The following is a 20115-nucleotide window of genomic DNA, read 5'->3' on the forward strand; positions in this document are numbered from 1 at the left end:
CATCGCTGATTTCAGATGTTCATCATGCGAGATTTGTTATGTTGTTGTCAGGCGGGCATAGGCGGCCGCCTATCGGCGCGCGATCGGCGTCAATCAGTATGCAACGAAGATCGTGACGCGCCGGTTTCGTGCCCGCGCGGCCGCATCGTCACCCGCGACGAGCGGCTGCGTATCGGCCCGCCCGATCGCCGCGAGCCGGTGCGGTGCCACGCCGCGCTCGGTCAGGTAGCGTACGACGCTCCCCGCGCGCGCCGACGACAGCTCCCAGTTCGATTCGTATTTGGCGTTCGCAATCGGCACGCTGTCGGTATGCCCTTCGACGAGAATGTCGCCGGTCGCGTGATCGCTCAGCGCCTGCGCGATCTGGTTCAGCACGGGCGCCGAATCGGCCAGCAAGCGCGCATCGCCGACATTGAACAGGATCTTCGCGTCGATGCCGATCTCGACGCCGTGCGGCGCTTTCACGAGCGAGATCCGGCCGTTCGCCTTCAACGAATCGAGCAAGGCGAGCCACGGCGGTGAGCGCTCGGGCGTCACGGCAGCGGATGCGCTCGCGGCGCTCCCGGCATGCCGCGCGAGCGTCTGGTACCGCGCGTCGAGCGCGTTGTATTTCGCGAGCTGGAGCACATACAACGCGAGAAACAGCACCATCAGCGTCGTGATGAGATCCGCGTACGAAATCAGCCAGCGGCCGGACTGCGCGCCGTCGAGTTCGTCATCGTCGCGATCGGCCGCGGATGCACCGTCAGTTCGAGCAGTCATGCTGTGGGAAATCCGGGTTGTTCGTCCGACACACGCCCATCACGCGAGCGACTCCGCCGCGCGCCCGCGCACGTCGCCGGTCAGGCGCGTTTCGATCGTATGCGGCGATTCCTTGCGCGAAATCGCCAGCAAACCGTCGAGATACAGCTTGCGAAACCGCAGCTCGCTGTCGATCTGCGCGCGCAGCTTGCCGTAAAGCGGCAGGAACACGAGGTTCGCAAGCGCCAGCCCGTACAGCGTCGCGATGAACGCGACCGCGATACCCGGCCCGAGCTGCGCCGGCTCGAGAATATGGCTCGTCACCTGCACGAGCCCGAGCACCGAGCCGAGAATGCCGAACGTCGGCGCATACCCGCCCGCCTGCTGCCACACGCGCGCGGCGGCCAGGCGGCTGCGTTCGTATGCATCGAGCTCGCGCTGCAATGCGTCCTCGAGCACGGCGGTCGACACGCCGTTCGCCAGCAGTTCGAGCCCGCGGCGCGCAAACGGATGGATGCCGCTCACGTCCATCGATTCGAACGCAAGCAGCCCGTCGAGCTTCGCGCGGTCGCCCCATTCGAGCAGGTCGGACAGGTTCTTGCGATCGACCTCGCGCGCCCGCACGAACGCGAGCCGCAACTGTTTCACCGCGTCGAAGAAGCGCGCCCAGGTGTTCTGAATCATCACCGCGCCGAGCGTGCCGCCGAGTACGATGACGAGCGCCTCGAACTGGAACAGCATCGTGAAATGCCCGCCTTCCAGCGCGAAACCGAACACGATCGCCGCGCCGCCAAGCACCACGCCGGCCAGGGTCAACAGATCCATGCGCGCCTCCTTTGTCATGCGTCCGATGCAGATGCAACGGGTGCGGTGCCCGCCGCCTGCGCCTTCGCCGCGCGAACGGCATCCAGCACGCGCCGCTCGATGTCCTCGATCTCGACCGGATCGAGCTTGAGCTCGCGGCGCATCACCCACGACACCTCGTTGCGCCGCGCCTCGGTCATCACGGAGAACAGCTTGTCGGCCACCGCGCGATCGTCGAGATTCGCGATCAGCTTCGCGAGATCGTAGGTATCGAACGCGCTGATGACGTCGAACAGCGTGCGCGCGTCGATCCACACGAGATCCTCCAGCGCGCGCACGTCGCCGCCGCGACGCGCATTGCGCCGCGAGAAGTACGCGACACCCTTCTGCTCGACGTAACTGAGTACCTTCGATTTGCGGAACGCGAACACTTCTTCGGCAATTTCGCCGTTCGACAGCTTGTTGAGCAGCATCGTCTTCTCGACGCCGATCAGCGATTCCAGATCGGCGAGCTCGATGAGCTCGAGTTCGCTGTTGATCGAAAGATCGAGATCGTGATCGGCCACCTGCTGTGCGCGATCGATCACGCGTGCGGCGTCGAACGTGACGACCTGGCGCGCATCCGACGACGCCGCATAGTCGGCTACCCCGCCGGCGTGGTCCGCCTGCGCCGCTTCGATCGTGACGAGATTGAGCTTCTCCATGCGTCGCAGCATCGCGAGCACGTGCGGCCGCGAGTGGCCGGCAATCGCGCGGCATTTGCGGATGACTTCGGCGAGCGGCACCGATGTTTCGGCCGCATGCGCCTGCATCGGCCGGCGCGTCCAGGCGTCGCCGGCTTCACGCGTATCGGCGCCCGCCATCAGCGCCAGCACATGCGCATACGACAACACGCCCGGCATGAAGTCGGCATGCGTATAGGTCGCGAGCTGGTCGTCCTTGCGCTTCACGCGACGGATCATCGTCCGCACGATATGACGCAGCAGCGCCGACACGCGCTCGATTTCCTCGTCGAGCATGCCGGCCGGCACGACCGTCAGCTGACAGAATGAAAGCGCCTTCGCGGTATGGGCCCGCGGCTCGGCCGCGAGCAACGCCGATTCACCGAAGAACTCGCCACGACCGAGCGTCGCGACGACGACACGCTTGTCGTCGCATCGCGTGGACAGCTCGACCTTGCCGTCGGTGATCAGAAAGATGACGGGCTCGCCTGCAAAACCCTCGGAGTAAATGATTTCCCCGGGCGCCGCCGTACGCGTCCACGATTGCTGACGATTCAAATCGATTCCCCTGCTGCACTGACTTTCTTGTTCGGCCGCGCCGCGCTTCATGCGCGATCGTCGCTGCCGTCCCCGTGCCCTCGTTTACGACACGAGCGGAGTCGTTCTTTAACGTCGTCGCAGGGGTTCCGGACTCGACAGTGGCAGCAAAACGTTTGCGCTGAGGATACGGCCCGATGCATCCGGGAAAACGATAGCGGCCGCACGTCCCGCGGATCGCGCGGGCCCGCCGCAACCCTTACGCGCGGCCTTCAACGCATACGAACCCGCGGCTCACTCGTGCAAGCCCCACGATACGAGCACCGCGTGGATGTTGCGTGCGTACTCGTCCCGAAAGCGCGGCGTTTCCGAGTGATACGCGCCGATCGCCTGCCAGGTGTTTCCGTAGCGGACCATCTTGCGCTTCAGCATCCACGCCGCGACGTAGATGTTCACGCACGCGTCCTTCAATGCGCCCGGCGGCACACCGTAGCGGCGCAGTTCGCCGAAGTGCACCGAGTTGATCTGGGTCTGGCCGACGTCGATGCTGCCATCCGCGTTGCGATGCACGGCGGCGGGATTGCCTTTCGATTCGTACCACGCGATCGCGCGCAGAATCTGCGGGTTGACGCCCTGATAGCCGGCTGCGCGCTCGAAACAGGCGCTGCCGGGCACGACGTCGTCCGCACGCACCGGCGCGACGACAAGCACACTCAGCAACATCGCGAACCGCAGCCATGCCGTGCAGCCTGCTCGCATCGAGGTGATCCGGGTCCGGGTCGTCACGTCCGCGCCGCTTCGATCATGCCGCTTCATTGCGTCATCGCCAGCGCAGCCGCGCCGGTTCCTGTCGTGCGCCGATCGTGCGTGCTTTTCGCGAGCGCGTCGTCAAGCTTCCTGTCCTCGGCGGCGAGTGCCGCACGCGACTCGTCGGTCACGACGAGACGCACCTGAAATTCCGGCGCCTTCTTCACGGGCGGCGCGTGGCGCAGCTTCCTCGCGTGACGCCCGCCCGTCGGCGCGGGTGCCTGCGCTTCGTCGTCGCCTCCACCCGCCCCCGGCGGCAGCGACGCGAACGGCGGCAGCGGCGGAAACACCTGATTGGATGCGGCAGGAGCAAACGGCGCACCGTCGCCGGGTGACGCCGCAAGTGCGGTGCCGCACACGAACATGGCCGCACAGATCGATAGTCGTAGCATCTCGGGATCTCCTGTTACTGGGTCTGGGTCGGTACGACCTGAACGCTGTACGGCCGGCAACTCCCGGCCGCGACGTTCTCGACCCGCACCGACGCGGCGCGCGGCGTCGCAACGCCGCGCCGAAGCGACTGGTTCAGGTAACCGAAATCCTGCGGCAGCGCAGCCACGCGAATCGTCATCGGCTGCGCCTGCCTCGATGCCAGCGCGCCGACTTTCGCGAGCAACGCGGTCAATTGAGGATCGCGTGCGCCGAGCGCATCGGCTGGTATGACGAAATCGACGAGCGGCGACGACGCGGCGGGCGCGTCGCCGCGCGCATTCGCGTCCTGACGTCCGGATTGAAGTTGAGCGCAGCCGGCCGACATGACCAACGCAGCGGCACAGACAAGCATGACAAACGGTTTCACGTGTTTCTCTCGCGGTCACTGGACCTGCGTTATCGGCAACGTGTCCGCGATGTTTACCCCGGTCGCGCGCGAAGCCCGCCGCACGTGACTTCACGGCGCGCGCCGATTCGTCCGATTTAAGCGCGCCATGATCAGACGCCATTCATCCTATCGTTGAACGCGCCGCGCGTTTGCGCGCGTGCGCCGCACGTGATCGGCGCTCAGAACTCCATGTCGAGTTCGTCGATGTCTTCGTGCTCCGCCTTCGCCGCCTCGATCCACTCCGCCACGAACGGATGCGCGAGCACCTGCATGCCGTACTCGGCGATATCGGGCTCCAGTTTCACGTCGTAGGTCAGGAAGCGCGTGACGACCGGCGCATACATCGCGTCGGCGATGCCGATCTCTGCGCCGAACAACCAGGGGCCGCCGTACGCGGCCAGGCACTCGCGCCAGATCGTCACGATCCGCTCGATGTCGTGCTGTGCGCGCGACCAGATCCGGAAGCCGGGGAAATGCGCGCGCAGGTTCATCGGCAACGCGGATCGCAACGCGCTGAAACCGGAATGCATCTCGCCGCAGATCGACCGGCAATGCGCGCGCGCTTTCCGGTCTTCGGGCAGCAGCCGCGCCTGCGGCCGGATTTCGTTCAGGTATTCGGCAATCGCGAGCGTGTCCCACACCGTGTTGCCGTCGTGCGTCAGGCACGGCACGAGTATCGACGGCGACAGCAGCAGCAACTCCGCGCGCGACGCGGCATCGATCGGCACGCTGACCGTCTCGAACACGAGCCCGCTCAGCTTCGCGAGCAGCCAGCCGCGCATCGACCACGACGAGTAATTGCGGCTGCTGATGGTCAGTGTTGTCTGCCCGGTGACTTCCATGTCGCTCCCCTGTCCAAAACCGTTCGTGCCCCTGCACCGAAAACGGACGCCGTGTGGCGTCACCCGCACCATGCCGGTGCCGCGGATTCGCCGAACTGGCGCGGCAACGCACGCTGTCGCGGCACGTGCCGCACGTCAGGCCGGCGCGGCAACGCATCGCATACGGCTGCCGCTTGTCGCGTGCCGCCAGCGCCGCCGCCGCCCCGAACCGCGTGCAACGCGCGTGCCAGCCGCGGGCTGGCACATGGCTTGCCTCGTTCAATGCAACGCGGCACAACGAGCGACGGTCATGAATCTGCTTGCCTATCCGTTCTATCAATGGTCTGCCGAATGCATGCGCCCGGCGCGCGCATGGGCCGCCGCCGCCCGCGCGACGATGTCGCTGTGGCCACCCGCCACCACGACGCCGACCGGCCGCATGCTCGACGCGCTGTGCGAACTGCTCGAATGCTGCGCGTTCTCGCACCGGCGTCCGCCGTTCGGCATCGCGTCGATCGTCGTCGACGGCGAAACGGTGCCGATCGTCGAGGAAGCCGCCGCGGCTACACCGTTCGGCACGCTGCTGCATTTCCGCAAGGCGCTGCCGGTCGCGCGCCAGCCGCGTGTACTGATCGTCGCGCCGATGTCCGGGCATTTCGCGACGCTGTTGCGCGGCACCGTGCATACGATGCTGGCCGACCATGACGTGTACATCACCGACTGGCACAACCCGCGCGACATCCCGCTGACGGCCGGACGGTTCGGCTTCGACGAATACGTCGTGCACGTGATCGACTTCATCCGCCAGATCGGCCCGGACGCGCACGTGCTCGCGATCTGCCAGCCGACCGTCGCCGCGCTCGCGGCGGTCGCGCTGATGGCCGCCGGCGGCGATCCCGCGCAGCCCGCGAGCCTGACGCTGATGGCGGGGCCGATCGACTGCCGCGTGAATCCGACGAAGGTCAACGCGCTCGCGACGAGCCAGCCGATCGAATGGTTCGCGCGGAACCTGATCAGCGTCGTGCCGGCGGGCTTCGTCGGGGCGCAGCGCTGCGTGTATCCCGGCTTCGTGCAGGTCGGCGCGTTCATGTCGATGAATCCCGATCGCCACGCGGCGTCGTTTGCCGACCTGTACTACGAGCGCGCGAAAGGCGACCCGGCGAAAGCCGACACGCTGCGGCACTTCTACGACGAATACTTCGCCACCGCTGATCTCACCGCGGAGTTCTATCTGGAGACGGTCGAGAAAGTGTTCCAGCAATATGCGCTCGCGCGCGGCGAGCTGACGGTCGGCGACCGGCTCGTCGAGCCGGCGGCGATCCATCGCACCGCGCTGCTGACGATCGAAGGCGAGAAGGACGATATCTGCGCAGTCGGCCAGACGGTGGCCGCGCAGGAGCTGTGTTCGGGGTTGCCGCCGTACCTGAAGACGCACCACGTGCAGACCGGGGCGGGCCACTACGGCGTGTTCAACGGCAGCCGCTGGGAAACGCAGATCTATCCGATCGTGCGCGCGACGATCCACGACAACGAGCCGTACGATCGCACCGCGGGCGCGGACGGCAATGCGGACGGCACGCACTACGTGACGCTGCGCGCGCTGCTCGACGCACGCGCAACGGCGCACGATGCCGCGACCGGCACGGCGCCGCATCACGCCCGCTGAAACCGAACGCTGCTGAAAACAAAACGCCCCGCCTGGGCTGGCGGGGCGTGAATTGCTGCCGTGTGCAAGCGACGCGCGAGGAAGCGGGCTCGCGCGTCAGCCTGCGTTACGAACAGGCCTTGCCGTGCGACGCGTGGTAGCCCTTCGCCTTCGCGTCGGCTTCCGACATGTAGCTGCCGTGCTTCGTCTTGCCGTAGTACTTGTCGGTCGAGCAGTGATAGACCTTCGTGCTGTCGTTGGCCCACACCTTGCCCGGGCCGCCGCCCGGCGCTGCCGCCGCGGTCGTCGCGGCCGCGCTCTTCGCCGGCGCGGTGCCGGACGCCGCGGCAGCGGAAGCTGCCGTTGCCGGCGTGGCGGCCGGTGCACTCGCGGCTGCCGCCGACGATGCGCCGTACCAGGTCTTCACGCCCTTGTGGCCGGCACATGCGCCCTTCTTCGACGCGCCCGAGTAGAACGAGCCGTCCTTGCACAGACCGGTCGTGCCGGCCGGCGCGCTGGCCGGAACCTGCGCGAACGCACCGATCGACATACCCATGCCGGCGACCAGCGCGGCGATCAACATCGTCTTTTTCATGGTCCTCTCCTGATTTGCCTGACTGAAGAATGCGTTCCGGGTAGCCCCGGGAAAGTCGCGGTTACCGCACCCAGCGGCACACGCGATGGTGGTGATGATCGAAGTGACACTCACGGTGCGAATGGGCTTCGGCGAGTGCCGGAACGAGAACGGCACAGGCCACTGCGGTGGCCGTCAGGATCTTCGCGATGCGCTTCATGAAACTCTCCCGGGTAGGTCAACCGGTGATCCGGCTGGTACCTCCTTAACGCCGGTCGTCGACAGGCCGTGCACCGCATCCCCACGCAATTGACGATCTTTGACATCGCAGTGCCGCCGACGCGTCGAAGCTGACGAATGTCTTTCTTTTCTTTCCAGATCTTCAGCTTCGCGACCGTTCGGAATTCGAAAGAATGTGACGGAGGGGAAAGCGAATCGCAGGTGTGGTGGGGGCACACGGGAGCTGCCGTGTAACGCGCAACGAAAAAACCGCCCGAAGGCGGTCCGATGCAAGCGTGCGCATGATGCGCGTCTCGGGCAACCGGGCAGCTACGCGCCCGCCTCGCCCCACGGTGTCGGCGGCGGCACCGCGCACGGCCCGTCGACGTCGATCGACTTGAAATCGGCGGGCCCGACGATCTCCAGATATTCCATATCAGGCGAGTAGTCGAACAGATAGTGGACGATCCCCGGCGCCTGATGCACGCAGTCGCCGGCCGCCACCAGCGTCTCGCGTTCGCCGTACATGAAGCGCGCCCAGCCCTTCAGCATGATCACGATATGGAACTCGGCCTCGTGACGGTGCCAGCCGGTGCCCGCCTCCGGTGCATGATTCGCCCTGACGAGCTGCGCGACGACCTTGCCGTTCGTCGCGGCCGCGATACCGAGATCGCGATACAGGAAGAAGTCGCGCAGGCCTTCGCCGCGATACGCGGTGTCCTGCGGCTTCACATGGGAAAAATGGGTCGTTGTCGGCGTGCTCATCGTGGTGCTCCTTCATCGAAAGGATCAAGCCTGACAAGCATTTAGCGTTCCAGTTTGCGACGGCGTGAAGCCGTGCAGGATACCGCTCGTGGGTGTCGCGAAGCGGCCATTGACGGACGCGCTGGCGCAACTGTAAGCGTACTTCAATCTCCGCATCGCCCGCGACGCCGTTGCAGCTTCACGGGCGATGCGCAGCGCTGCCCGCCTGCCTACTTCAACCGCCCCGACAGGAACTGCCCGAGCCGTTCGCTCTTCGGGTTCACGAGAATCTCCTGCGGATTCCCTTCCTCCTCGATCTTCCCCTGATGCAGGAAGATCACGTGATTCGACACGTTGCGCGCGAAGCCCATCTCGTGCGTGACGACGACCATCGTGCGGCCTTCCTCGGCGAGCTTCTGCATCACCTTCAGCACTTCGCCCACCAGTTCCGGATCGAGCGCCGAAGTCGGCTCGTCGAACAGCATCACTTCCGGCTCCATCGCGAGCGCGCGAGCAATCGCCACGCGCTGCTGCTGGCCGCCCGACAGATGCGCCGGATACATGCCCTCCACGCGCGGCGCGAGGCCCACTTTCTCCAGGTACTTGCGCGCCCGAGCGATCGCTTCGTCCTTGCCGATCCCCAGCACGGCCATCGGCGCTTCGATCACGTTCTCGAGCACCGTCATGTGTGCCCACAGGTTGAAGTGCTGGAACACCATCGACAGCTTGGTGCGCATCCGCTGCAACTGCTTCTGGTCGGCCACGCGCAGCGAGCCGTTGCGGTCGCGCGTGGTCTGGATCGGCTCGCTGCCGATCGTGATCTGCCCCGAGCACGGCTGCTCGAGGAAGTTGATGCAGCGCAGGAACGTGCTCTTGCCGGAGCCGCTCGAGCCGATGATGCTGATCACGTCGCCGGCCTTCGCCTTCATCGACACGCCCTTCAACACCTCGTTGTCGCCGAACTTCTTGTGCAGGTTGTCAACGGTAAGCTTGTACATGCTGGGTCCTTCCTTGCGAATCTTGCGAATGCGTTAATGGCCGCGCGGCGAGAGGTACGCGAGCCAGCGCGTCTCGAGCTTGCGGAACGCCCAGATGAGCGTGAACACGACGATGGCGTACAGCACGGCAGCGATGCCGTAGGCCTGGAACGACATGTACGTCGCCGAATTGACGTCGCGCGTGACCTTCAGGATGTCGGGCACGGTCGCGGTGAACGCGAGCGTCGTCGCGTGCAGCATCAGGATCACTTCGTTGCTGTAGCTCGGCAGCGAGCGGCGCAGCGCGGACGGCAGGATGATCCGCGTATAAAGCTTGAAGCGCGACATCCCGTAGGCCATGCCGGCCTCGATCTCGCCGGCCGACGTCGCCTTGATCGCGCCCGCGAAGATCTCCGTCGCATACGCGCATTCGTTCAGCACGAACGCGAGCAGCGTGCAGTTCATCGCGTTGCGGAAGAACGTGTCGAGCAGCACGTGGTTGTGCACGACCTGCAGGCTGTAGATGCCCGTGTAGCACATCAGCAGCTGCACGTAGAGCGGCGTGCCGCGGAACACGTACGTATAGAGCCACACCGGGCCCGAGATCCAGCGGTTCGACGACGCGCGCGCGATTGCGAGCGGCACGGCGAGCGCAAAGCCCAGCGCGATCGACACGACCAGCAACCACAGCGTGATCGCGAGGCCGCTGAAGCGGTAGCCGTCGGTGTAGAGATAGCTTTGCCAGTACTGGCTGATGAGTTCGATCACAGTGCGAGCCTCCGGACGCCGACGGAATAACGCTTCTCGAGGTGATGCAGCACGAGGTTGGACACCGTCGTGATCGCGAGGTAGATCGCGCCTGCAGCCAGCGTGAAGAAGAAGAAATCGAGCGTGCTCTTGCCCGCGTCCTGCGATGCCTTGACGACGTCGGCCAGGCCGATGATCGACACGAGTGCGGTGGCCTTCACGAGCACCTGCCAGTTGTTGCCGATGCCGGGCAGCGCGAAGCGCATCATCTGCGGGAACAGGATGCGGCGGAACACGCGCCAGCCGCTCATCCCGTATGCGAAGCCGGCTTCGAGCTGGCCGCGCGGCACCGACAGGAACGCGCCGCGGAAGGTCTCGGTGAAGTACGCGCCGTAGATGAAGCCGAGCGTGATGACGCCGGCCACGAACGGGTCGATGTCGATCTGGTCCCAACCGAGCATGTCGGTGAAGTTGTTCAGCAGGATCTGGATCCCGTAGAACAGCAGCAGCATCAGCACGAGGTCCGGCACCGCGCGGATCAGTGTCGTGTAGAAGGTGCCGATCGACTTGAGCACGCGGTTCGTCGACAGCTTCGCGCTCGCACCGACGAGGCCCAGAATGAGCGACGCGGCGAGCGACAGTACCGCGAGCTTCACGGTCTCGACCGTGCCGGCCCACAGCAGCGGGCCAAATCCTTGGAAGATCATATGAGGGATCCAGAACGAGGTGGCTGGATTGTCAATAGCCATTAGCCGCGCATCAAACGATATCTGCGCACTACCTGATGCGAGCTGCTCATCAAGTCGGACGCATCACGCGAAGCGGGTTGCACCCACGACAGACGCGGCGCGCGCCACAGCCGGTGCGCGCCGCATGGATGGTCAGCCGCCGTAGACGTCGAACGCGAAGTACTTCTTCTCGAGCTTCTTGTACGTGCCGTCCTTGATGATGTCGGCGATCGCGTGGTCGATCTTCGCCTTCAGGTCGGCGTCGTCCTTGCGCAGGCCGATGCCGGCGCCGTTGCCGAGCGTCTTCGGATCGTCGATGTCCTTGCCGGCGAAGTCGAAGTTCGCGCCGCGCGGCGTCTTCAGGAAGCCGATGTCGGCCTGCACCGCGTCCTGCAGCGCCGCGTCGAGGCGGCCGGACATCAGGTCCTGGTACACGCCGTCCTGGTTCTGGTACGGCACGACCTGCACGCCCTTCGGCGCCCAGTACGCCTTCGCGTAGGTTTCCTGGATGGTGCCCTGCTCGACGCCGACCGACTTGCCCTTCAGCGATTCGGCCGTCGGCTGCAGGTTGGCGCCCTTCTTCACGACGAGGCGCGTCGGCGTGTTGAACAGCTTGTCGGAGAACGCGATCTGCTCGGCACGCGCCGGCGTCATCGACATCGACGACAGCACGCCGTCGAACTTCTTCGCCTTCAGCGCCGGGATCATCCCGTCGAAGTCGTTCTCGATCCACACGCATTTCGCCTTCAGGCGGGCGCAGATCTCGTTGCCGAGATCGACGTCGAAGCCGACGACCTTGCCGCTTGCGTCCTTCGATTCGAACGGCGGGTAGCTGGCGTCGACGCCGAACCGGATCGTCGACCAATCCTTGGCGTGGGCACCGACCGCGATGCAGGCAAGGGCAATACTGAGCGCGAGTTTCTTCATGGCGTTCCTGTCATAGGCGAACTGGGCAGGGGTTCCGTCGGGCGACCGGTACGGCATCCCGGCGGGCCCCCTTCCAACCCGGAAATCGCCCCTTCGGCGACACTCCAAGTTGTACATACAACTTTGCCCGCGCAGGGACATGGCCAGCAATCCGTGTTTATCTCTAATTGTCGGTGGATTATGGCCGTGGGTTTCAAATCCCCTTCAATTTCAACTAATTACGAATTACATCGAGCTAAACAACAGCTTTCTCCGCATGCAGGTGCACGGTCGGGAGCGGGTTTTCACTTGTCTAGACCTGACGACGCCGCACCGCGCGGCCCGTCCGTCATGCCGACCGTTTCCAGACCGACCAGACGGTAGCCGAACTGCAGTTCCGTCAGCAGGTGCCGCGGGCGTGCCGGCACCGGTTCGAGCTTCTGCCGCAGGTTCGTCATGTAGACGCGCACGTAGTGCGCTCGGTCGGCGTCGTGGATGCCCCAGACCTCGGCCAGCAATTGCCGAGCGGCGATCACGCCGCCGCGGGCGCGAATCAGCGCGGCGAGCAGCCGGAATTCGAGGCGCGTCAGATGGACCGGCTCGCCGCCGCGAACCGCTTCGTGCCGGCCGAGATCGACGGTCACGTCGCCGAACCGCACGATCGACGACGATTGCCCGTCGGCCGACACGAACGCCGCGCGCCGCAACTGCGCGCGTGCCCGCGCGAGCAGTTCAGGCACGCCGAACGGCTTCGGCAGGTAATCGTCCGCGCCCGCGTCGAGCGCCGCGACCTTCTCCACCTCCTGCTGCCGCGCCGACAGCACGATCACCGGCACCGTCGACCACTCGCGCAACTCGCGGATGAAGGTCTTGCCGTCGTCGTCCGGCAGCCCGAGATCGACGATCACGAGATCGGGCTTGCTGCTCGACGCATACATCCGCGCCTCGCGGGCCGTCGACGCCTCGCAGGTGTCGAGCCCTTCCTGTTCCAGTGCCATCCGCACGAAGCGGCGGATGTCCGATTCGTCCTCGACGATAAGTACGCGCGATCTGATCATGTCCGGCTCTCGTGTTCGATGTCGGGCGGCGCACCCAGTGGCAGGCGAATCTCGAACCGCGCGCCATGCGGGTCGAGCGGCACAGCGCGGATCGAGCCGCCGTGCGCGTTGACGATGCTGCGGCACAGCGCGAGCCCGAGCCCCACGCCGCTGATCGACGATTCCTTGCGTTCGCGCTCGAACGGCTCGAACAGCGGCTCGGTGTTGCGCGCGACGAAGCCGGGCCCGTCGTCCTCGACGAACACGTACAGCGTTTCGCCGAACACGCGCGCGCGCACCGCCACGGCCGCCTCCGTGCCCGCGTACTTCGCCGCGTTGTCGAGCAGGTTCATCAGCACGCGCTCGATCAGCAGCGCGTCGACGTCGATCAGCGGCAGGTCGGCCGGCAGGTCGGCGCTCACGTCGCGGCCGGCCAGCACGCCGGCCGAATGCGCGAGCGCGCTGCCGACGATCTCGTCGAGCATGTGCCACTCGCGATTCAGCCGCACGCCCTCGCTCTGCATCCGCGCGAGATCCAGCAGGTTCACGACGAGCCCGTGCAGCGCCTCGGCCTGGTTGCGGATGCCGTGCGCGAGCGCGGCCGGCTGCCCGTCGGCCAGCCGCTCGGGCCGCTCCAGCGTCTCGGCGAGCCCGCGGATCGCGGTCAGCGGTGTCTTCAGGTCGTGCGACACGGCGGCGAGCAGCGCATTGCGCAGCCGCTCGCCTTCGATCCGCACGAGCGTGTGCTGCGCGACGCCGACGTAGTGCACGCGTTCGAGCGCCATCGCGATCGACGAGCACAGCGCATCGATCAGGCGGCGATCGTCGGGATCGGTCGGAACCGGCTGCGCGTCGCCGAACAGCACGAGCACGCCACGCACGCGCATCGGCGCCTTCAGCGGCAGGTATTGCGCGGCCGCGCGCTCGAACGGCGGCAGCCCGCACCCGGCGCCGCGCGCATTCTCGTAGACCCAGCGGGCGATCGGCGCTTCGACGAACGCAGCGTGTGGCGCCGGCATCAGCCGGTCGTCCGCATCGGGCAGCACGAGCGCGACGCGCACGCCGAGCAGCGGTGCGATCGTGCCGGTGCAGATCGATGCGATCTGCTCGGTCTCGATCGCAGCCGACAGGTCATGCGCGACGCGCGCGAGCGCGGCCGAGCGCTTCTCGTTCGCACGCGCGGCCCGCGCCTCCGCGCGCAGGCGCGCCGCAAGCTGGCCGATCGCGAGCGCGACGGCCAGCATCAGCGCGAACGTGAACACGTACTGCGTATCGGATACCGCGAACGACAGCCTCGGCTCGACGAAGAAGAAGTCGAAGCAGCCGACGCAGACGAACGCGGCCCACGCGCCGGCCAGCCGGCCGAGCCGCAGCGCGATCAGCACGACCGTCATCAGGAACAGCATCACGACGTTCGACAGGTCGAACACGCGCAGCAGCGCGCTCGCCGCCAGCGTCGCCAGCGCACACACGAGCGTGGCGAGCAGCAGCGGCACCGCGTACTGCGACACCCACACGTGCGTGCGCGCTCGCGCTTCGCGCACGGCCAGCGCCGGCCGCGGATCGGGCCCCGCGCCCGCGATGCGGTCGGCCAGCGCCGCGCTCGCGCGCAGCACGGCTCGCCAGCGGTCGCGGCGCGCGCCGGCCCCGCTGCCGTGGGCGGCGGCGTCCCGCCGCCCCGATGTCCGTCGATTCGCTTCGCTCACGTTCACATTCACATCCATGATCGCTTCCGGCAATTGAAACGCCGAACGGCCCCGCGCACGCCGCGAAGGCGTGAGCGGGGCCGCGACGGCGCGTTCGGTCAGATAAACGGCGTCAACAGCATGTCAATCAGCTTGATGCCGATGAACGGTGCGATGATCCCGCCCACACCGTAGATCAGCAGGTTGCGCCCCAGCAACTTCTCGGCCGGCTCCGCGCGATACTTCACGCCCTTCAGCGCGAGCGGGATCAGCGCGACGATGATCAGCGCGTTGAAGATCACCGCCGACAGGATCGCCGACGTCGGGCTGTGCAGCCCCATCACGTTCAGCGCGCCGAGCGCCGGATAGGTCGCGACGAACGCGGCCGGGATGATCGCGAAATACTTCGCGAGATCGTTGGCCACGCTGAACGTGGTCAGCGCGCCGCGCGTCATGATCATCTGCTTGCCGACCTCGACCACCTGCATCAGCTTCGTCGGGTTGCTGTCGAGGTCGACCATGTTGGCCGCCTCCTTCGCCGCCTGCGTGCCGCTGTGCATCGCGACGGCCACGTCGGCCTGCGCGAGTGCCGGCGCGTCGTTGGTACCGTCGCCCGTCATCGCGACGAGATGGCCCTTCGCCTGGTGCTCGCGGATCAGCCGCAGCTTGTCCTCGGGCGTCGCTTCGGCGAGGTAGTCGTCGACACCGGCTTCCGCCGCGATCGCGGCCGCGGTGAGCCGGTTGTCGCCGGTGATCATCACGGTCTTCACGCCGACCTTGCGCAACTCGGCGAAGCGCGCGGCGATCCCGTGCTTGACGATGTCCTTCAGCTCGATCGCACCGAGCACCGTCGAGCCATCGGCGACGACGAGCGGCGTACCACCGCGCCGCGCGATGTCGTTGACGGCCGTCTCGACTGCTTGAGGAAACACGCCGCCGAGCGCATCGACGTGCGCGCGGATCGCCGACGCCGCACCCTTGCGTACCTGGCGTTCGCCGATATCGAGGCCGCTCATCCGCGTGCGCGCGCTGAACGGCACCGTGATGCTGCCGCCGGCCGCCGCCACGTCCAGCGAGAAACGCTGCTTCGCGAGCGCGACGATCGAGCGCCCCTCGGGCGTTTCGTCGGCAAGCGACGACAGTTGTGCGGCCTCGGCGAGCGCGCGTTCGTCCACGCCCGGCGCCGGCCGGAACTGCACGGCTTCACGGTTGCCGAGCGTGATCGTACCGGTCTTGTCGAGCAGCAGCACGTCGACGTCACCCGCCGCCTCGATCGCGCGGCCCGACGTCGCGAGCACGTTCGCCCGCATCATGCGGCTCATCCCCGCGATGCCGATCGCCGACAGCAGCGCACCGATCGTCGTCGGAATCAGGCAAACCAGCAGCGCGATCAGCACGGTCAGGCTCACGGCCGAACCCGACGCATTCAGCAGCACGCTGAACTGCGAGAACGGCAGCAGCGTCACGCACACGAGCAGGAAGATGATCGTCAACGCGACGAGCAGGATCGTCAGGGCGACTTCGTTCGGCGTCTTGCCGCGCTTCGCGCCTTCGACCATCGCGATCATTCGGTCGAGAAACGCCTCGCCCGGTTGCGCGGTGATCTTCACGATGATCCAGTCGGACAGCACGCGTGTGCCGCCCGTCACCGACGAGAAATCGCCGCCCGACTCGCGGATCACCGGCGCGGATTCGCCGGTAATCGCCGATTCGTCGACCGACGCAACGCCGTCGATCACTTCGCCGTCGGCCGGAATCGTGTCGCCGGCCTCGACGAGCACGATGCTGCCGGCGGCGAGCTCGTCGCTCGGCACGCGGTGGCTGGTACTGCCGTACTGCTTCGGCTCGTCGAGCACCTTCGCGTACACGCGCTTGCGCGCCGCACGCAGCGCGTCGGCCTGCGCCTTGCCGCGCCCTTCGGCCAGCGCCTCGGCCGCGTTCGCGAACAGCACGGTGAACCACAGCCAGCATGCGACCGCGAAGATGAAGCCGGCCGGCGCATCGCCCGTGCCGGTCAGCGCCTGCAGCCACAGCACGGTCGTGACGATGCTGCCGAGATAGACGACGAACATCACGGGATTCTTCAACTGCACGCGCGGCGCGAGCTTGCGGAACGCCTCGCGCAGCACGGCCGTCCAGCGCATCGGCGGCACGGCGCCGACCGGGATGGCCACCGGATTGATCGGGGTTTCGATATGGGACATGAGTGACTCCGTGGTTCCTGCCATTACTTCGCGCCGGCCGCCTGGCCGAATGCGCGGTCCAGCGCGAGGTTCAGCTCGAGCACGCGCACGCGCGGTTCGCCGAGCACGCCGAGCTGGCGGGGCGATGCGATGCGCTCGACCAGCGACGCGACCTGGGCGGCATCGACGCCGCGTGCCTGCGCGACGCGTGCCGCCTGCAGCCGCGCGTTCGCCACCGAGATCTCGGGATCGAGCCCCGAGGCCGATGCGGTCACGGCATCCGCCGGTACCGGCGTGCCGGCGGCGAGCGCGTTTTCCTGCCGGTACACGCGCACCCGCTGCGCGATATCCGCGAGCAACTTCTTGCTGGTGGCGCCCTGGTTGCTGGCGCCGCTGCCGGCCGCGTTGTACGGCTGGTCGATCGTCTTCGACGGATCGGCCGGATCGGTGCCGGTCGTCGCGCTCGGCCGCCCGTGGAAGTAGCCGGCACGCGTGAAGTTCTGCCCGATCACCGCCGAGCCGATCGTCGTACCGTTGCGCGCCACGAGACTGCCGCGCGCCTGCGACGGGAACAGCACGTTCGCGACGCCCGTGGTGAGCAGCGGATACGCGATCCCCGTGACGAGCATGAACAGCACCGACGATGCGATCACGGGCCGCACGAGGCCGCGCGTCGCCGCGCCGAACGAAGAACCGGGTGCCGGCGCGGCGGCCGCCGCTGCCTGGCGATTGCCTTGCATCATGATGTTTTCCTCAGAACAGTTGGCCGCCCGACATCAGCAGGTGCTCGACGACCGGGCCGAGCGCGAGCGCGGGCAGGAACGTGAGACCGCCGACGACCAGGATCACGAAGACCAGCAGGCCGGCGAACAGGCCCGTCGACGTCGACAGCGTGCCCGCGCTTTCCGGCACGCTCTTCTTCGCGGCGAGGCTGCCCGCAACCGCGAGCATCGGCAGCAGCGTCAGGTAGCGGCCGATCAGCATCGCGAAGCCGATCGTCGTGTTGAAGAACGGCGTGTTCGCGTTCAGGCCCGCGAACGCGGAGCCGTTGTTGGCCGTACCCGACGTGTACGCGTACAGCACTTCGCTGAAGCCGTGCGGGCCGAGGTTCGCGAGGCTGTCCATCGTCGAGTGCAGCATCGCCGCCACCGCGGTGAAGCCGAGAATGCTGAACGGATGCGCGAGCACCGCGAGCATCACGAGCTTCATCTCGCGCGCCTCGATCTTCTTGCCGAGGAATTCCGGCGTGCGCCCGATCATCATCCCGACCAGGAACACCGTGAGGATCGCGAACGTGAACAGGTTGATCAGCCCGACGCCGTCGCCGCCGAACACGTTGTTCAGCATCATCTGCGCGATCGGCACGAGGCCGCCGAGCGGCGTCAGCGAGTCATGCATCGCGTCGACCGACCCGGTGGTCGCGGCCGTCGTGACGGTGGCGAACAGGCTCGTCTGCGCGATGCCGAAGCGCATCTCCTTGCCTTCCATGTTGCCGCCCGGCTGCGTGGCGCTCATCTGCTGGTCGACGCCGAGCCCGGTCAACAGCGGATTGCCGTGCTGCTCGGCCGAATAGATCACGGCCAGGAAACCGACGAACATCACGACAAATGCGCCGAGGAGCACCCATCCCTGGCGGCGCCGGCTGATCATCGTGCCGAGCGCGTAGGTCAGCGCGGACGGGATCAGCAGCATCGACAGCATGTGCAACGTGTTGGTGAGCGGCGTCGGGTTTTCGAACGGATGCGCGGCGTTCATGCTGAAGAAGCCGCCGCCGTTCGTGCCGATATGCTTGATCGATTCGAGGCTGGCAACCGGCCCCATCACGATCTGCTGGCGCGCGCCTTCGAGCGTGGTCGCCCACGCATCGGCGGCGAGCGTCTGCGGCATGCCCTGCCATACGTATACGAGCGCCATCACGAAGCTGAGCGGCAGCAGCACGCGATAGGTCACGCGCGTGAAGTCGACCCAGTAGTTGCCGATGTCCGCCGCGCTCTTGCGGCTCAGCCCGCGGATGAAGCCGCCCGCGGCCGCGACGCCGGTCGCCGCGCTGACCACCATCAGGAACGTGATGACGGCCATCTGCGAGAAGTTCGACAGGCTGCTCTCGCCCGCATACGCCTGCCAGTTCGTGTTCGTGATGAACGACGCGGCGGTGTTGAAGGCGAGGTCGGGGCTTTGCGCGGCGCGCTGCAGCGCATCGAACGGCAGGGTGTCCTGGATGCGCAGCAGCAGATAGCCGAGCAGCATCATCCCGGCATTGCTGAGCAGCAGCACCATGCCGTAGCGCTGCCACGACATCGCTTCGTCGGGATTCACGCCGAGCAGCGCATAGGTACGGCGTTCGACCCACGCGTGGCGCGGGCTCGTAAAGGCGTGCGCAAGCCATTTCCCGACGACGGGCACCAGCGCCAGCATGATCGCGAGAACGATCGCGAATTGAATGAGATTGTTGAACATGTCGACGCTCGCTCAGATCCGGTCAAGGCCAGTGATGAAACCGGCCGTCAAGGCAAAGAACGCGAGCGTGAACAAAATGAAAAGCAGATCGCTCATGACATTCACCGATATTTTCGAATTCCTGTTGAATCGCGCCGATCAATAGCGCTCGGGTTTGATCAATGCATGAAACAGATAGATAAAGAGCGCGAGCGACAACGCGCCGGTGATCCACAACATGGCTTTCCCCTTTTTCTCGTATGCGCGGAAGCTCCGCGCGTTCGTCGGTGTACCAGGCCCTGCCGTGTCGGCGCAGGCCCGCTTGACGCCCCCATGCTCATCTGGCGAATGGGATGCGACAGTGTAGAAATCCGCGTATCAAAGCGGTGTTCAATTTCTTTACGCGGAATAAAAAAACTGTAAAGACGAAAGCCGGTGGCGATGGCGTTTTTATACGTTCTTTTCAGGGCCAATACGAGTCTATACACCATCTCGTCACCGCGTTTCCTAGAATGGGCGGCATGTCCAAGACGAGATCTCCGCGGTGCGGAGCACGATGCGACCGGGGTGCCAGCATGAAACCGACCAGAACCGAAACCGCTGCTTCACGCACTCTGCCGCCCGTTCGTTCGCGGCGCCGTTACCCGGCCGACGAACTCGTGCTGCTGTCGATCCGCGTCGAATCGGACAACCTCGCCGTCGTGCGGCGCCTGCTGCATCAGGCGGTCGGCACCGCACTGAATTTCTACACGGCCGCGATCGACAACCGCACCGGGCGCGCCTGCATCGAGCTCGAAGTCGCACGGTCGCAGGCGTCGCCGACGATCCTGTCGATTCTCCGCCTGTTCCCGGCCGCCGAATTCGGCACGATCCGCCTGCTGCAGCACTAGCCGGCATCCATTGCGGCCGCGCGTGACACGCGTCACGCGCCCGCTCCCCTTTCATCGGTTCGAACGCGCGTTTCCGACGCGAACGCGTGCGG

The 20115-nt window shown here is 66.3% G+C and carries 22 protein-coding genes; 2 read left to right on the plus strand and 20 right to left on the minus strand.

The window, feature by feature from the left end; genetic code table 11:
- Positions 1-93: 93 nt before the first annotated feature.
- From HAV18_RS07640 to HAV18_RS07670, 7 genes are all read right to left on the minus strand, one after another.
- A complete protein-coding gene (locus HAV18_RS07640) occupies positions 94-762 on the minus strand; it encodes an OmpA family protein (protein ID WP_166954413.1) in 669 nt (222 codons plus the stop codon).
- Between the two features lie 39 nt (positions 763-801).
- Positions 802-1566 (minus strand): flagellar motor protein, encoded by a 765-nt coding sequence (locus tag HAV18_RS07645; RefSeq protein ID WP_166954414.1) that lies wholly within the window; start codon positions 1564-1566, stop codon positions 802-804.
- Between the two features lie 14 nt (positions 1567-1580).
- Positions 1581-2825: a Crp/Fnr family transcriptional regulator gene (locus HAV18_RS07650; protein WP_166954416.1), complete on the minus strand. Its 1245-nt coding sequence runs from the start codon at positions 2823-2825 to the stop codon at positions 1581-1583.
- Between the two features lie 273 nt (positions 2826-3098).
- Complete coding sequence (locus HAV18_RS07655) at positions 3099-3527, minus strand: lytic transglycosylase domain-containing protein (RefSeq protein ID WP_407062419.1); 429 nt, start codon at positions 3525-3527, stop codon at positions 3099-3101.
- Between the two features lie 89 nt (positions 3528-3616).
- Complete coding sequence (locus HAV18_RS07660; RefSeq protein WP_166954419.1) at positions 3617-4003, minus strand: hypothetical protein; 387 nt, start codon at positions 4001-4003, stop codon at positions 3617-3619.
- A 14-nt stretch (positions 4004-4017) separates the two neighbouring features.
- Entirely contained in the window at positions 4018-4410 is a 393-nt protein-coding gene (locus HAV18_RS07665) for a hypothetical protein (protein WP_347814738.1), read from the minus strand.
- A gap of 200 nt (positions 4411-4610) precedes the next feature.
- Positions 4611-5273: a glutathione S-transferase family protein gene (locus HAV18_RS07670; RefSeq protein ID WP_166954421.1), complete on the minus strand. Its 663-nt coding sequence runs from the start codon at positions 5271-5273 to the stop codon at positions 4611-4613.
- A gap of 289 nt (positions 5274-5562) precedes the next feature.
- On the opposite strand from HAV18_RS07670, the gene HAV18_RS07675 reads away from it, so the two are divergent.
- Entirely contained in the window at positions 5563-6918 is a 1356-nt protein-coding gene (locus HAV18_RS07675; RefSeq protein ID WP_166954423.1) for a polyhydroxyalkanoate depolymerase, read from the plus strand.
- 106 nt (positions 6919-7024) lie between these two features.
- Here the strand turns inward: HAV18_RS07675 and HAV18_RS07680 are convergent, their stop codons facing one another.
- From HAV18_RS07680 to kdpF, 13 genes are all read right to left on the minus strand, one after another.
- Positions 7025-7492, minus strand: a complete 468-nt coding sequence (locus HAV18_RS07680) for a hypothetical protein (RefSeq protein WP_166954425.1) — start codon at positions 7490-7492, stop codon at positions 7025-7027.
- 61 nt (positions 7493-7553) lie between these two features.
- Entirely contained in the window at positions 7554-7691 is a 138-nt protein-coding gene (locus tag HAV18_RS07685; protein WP_166954427.1) for an HHHH-motif protein, read from the minus strand.
- Positions 7692-8020: 329 nt separating this feature from the next.
- Complete coding sequence (locus HAV18_RS07690; protein ID WP_166954429.1) at positions 8021-8455, minus strand: cupin domain-containing protein; 435 nt, start codon at positions 8453-8455, stop codon at positions 8021-8023.
- Positions 8456-8664: 209 nt separating this feature from the next.
- On the minus strand, positions 8665-9432 hold the full coding sequence (locus HAV18_RS07695) for an ABC transporter ATP-binding protein (protein ID WP_166954431.1): 768 nt from the start codon (positions 9430-9432) through the stop codon (positions 8665-8667).
- Between the two features lie 33 nt (positions 9433-9465).
- On the minus strand, positions 9466-10179 hold the full coding sequence (locus HAV18_RS07700) for an ABC transporter permease (RefSeq protein WP_166954433.1): 714 nt from the start codon (positions 10177-10179) through the stop codon (positions 9466-9468).
- Entirely contained in the window at positions 10176-10865 is a 690-nt protein-coding gene (locus HAV18_RS07705) for an ABC transporter permease (protein ID WP_014900182.1), read from the minus strand. Before HAV18_RS07705 ends, HAV18_RS07700 begins: the two co-directional genes overlap by 4 nt.
- Before the next feature lie 174 nt (positions 10866-11039).
- Entirely contained in the window at positions 11040-11813 is a 774-nt protein-coding gene (locus HAV18_RS07710; RefSeq protein ID WP_166954435.1) for an ABC transporter substrate-binding protein, read from the minus strand.
- Between the two features lie 284 nt (positions 11814-12097).
- Positions 12098-12850, minus strand: a complete 753-nt coding sequence (locus tag HAV18_RS07715) for a response regulator (RefSeq protein WP_166954437.1) — start codon at positions 12848-12850, stop codon at positions 12098-12100.
- Entirely contained in the window at positions 12847-14553 is a 1707-nt protein-coding gene (locus tag HAV18_RS07720; RefSeq protein WP_166954439.1) for a DUF4118 domain-containing protein, read from the minus strand. The genes HAV18_RS07715 and HAV18_RS07720 overlap by 4 nt, the downstream gene beginning before the upstream one ends.
- An 80-nt stretch (positions 14554-14633) precedes the next feature.
- Positions 14634-16658, minus strand: a complete 2025-nt coding sequence (gene kdpB / locus HAV18_RS07725) for a potassium-transporting ATPase subunit KdpB (RefSeq protein WP_166956647.1) — start codon at positions 16656-16658, stop codon at positions 14634-14636.
- A gap of 83 nt (positions 16659-16741) precedes the next feature.
- A complete protein-coding gene (kdpC, locus tag HAV18_RS07730) occupies positions 16742-17440 on the minus strand; it encodes a potassium-transporting ATPase subunit KdpC (RefSeq protein ID WP_208101863.1) in 699 nt (232 codons plus the stop codon).
- A 10-nt stretch (positions 17441-17450) separates the two neighbouring features.
- Complete coding sequence (gene kdpA, locus HAV18_RS07735; protein WP_166954441.1) at positions 17451-19154, minus strand: potassium-transporting ATPase subunit KdpA; 1704 nt, start codon at positions 19152-19154, stop codon at positions 17451-17453.
- 138 nt (positions 19155-19292) lie between these two features.
- On the minus strand, positions 19293-19373 hold the full coding sequence (gene kdpF / locus HAV18_RS40345) for a K(+)-transporting ATPase subunit F (RefSeq protein WP_063623159.1): 81 nt from the start codon (positions 19371-19373) through the stop codon (positions 19293-19295).
- 335 nt (positions 19374-19708) lie between these two features.
- On the opposite strand from kdpF, the gene HAV18_RS07745 reads away from it, so the two are divergent.
- On the plus strand, positions 19709-20023 hold the full coding sequence (locus HAV18_RS07745; protein WP_166954443.1) for a hypothetical protein: 315 nt from the start codon (positions 19709-19711) through the stop codon (positions 20021-20023).
- Positions 20024-20115 lie beyond the last annotated feature (92 nt).

Source organism: Burkholderia sp. D-99 (assembly GCF_011605345.1).
Lineage (GTDB): Bacteria > Pseudomonadota > Gammaproteobacteria > Burkholderiales > Burkholderiaceae > Burkholderia.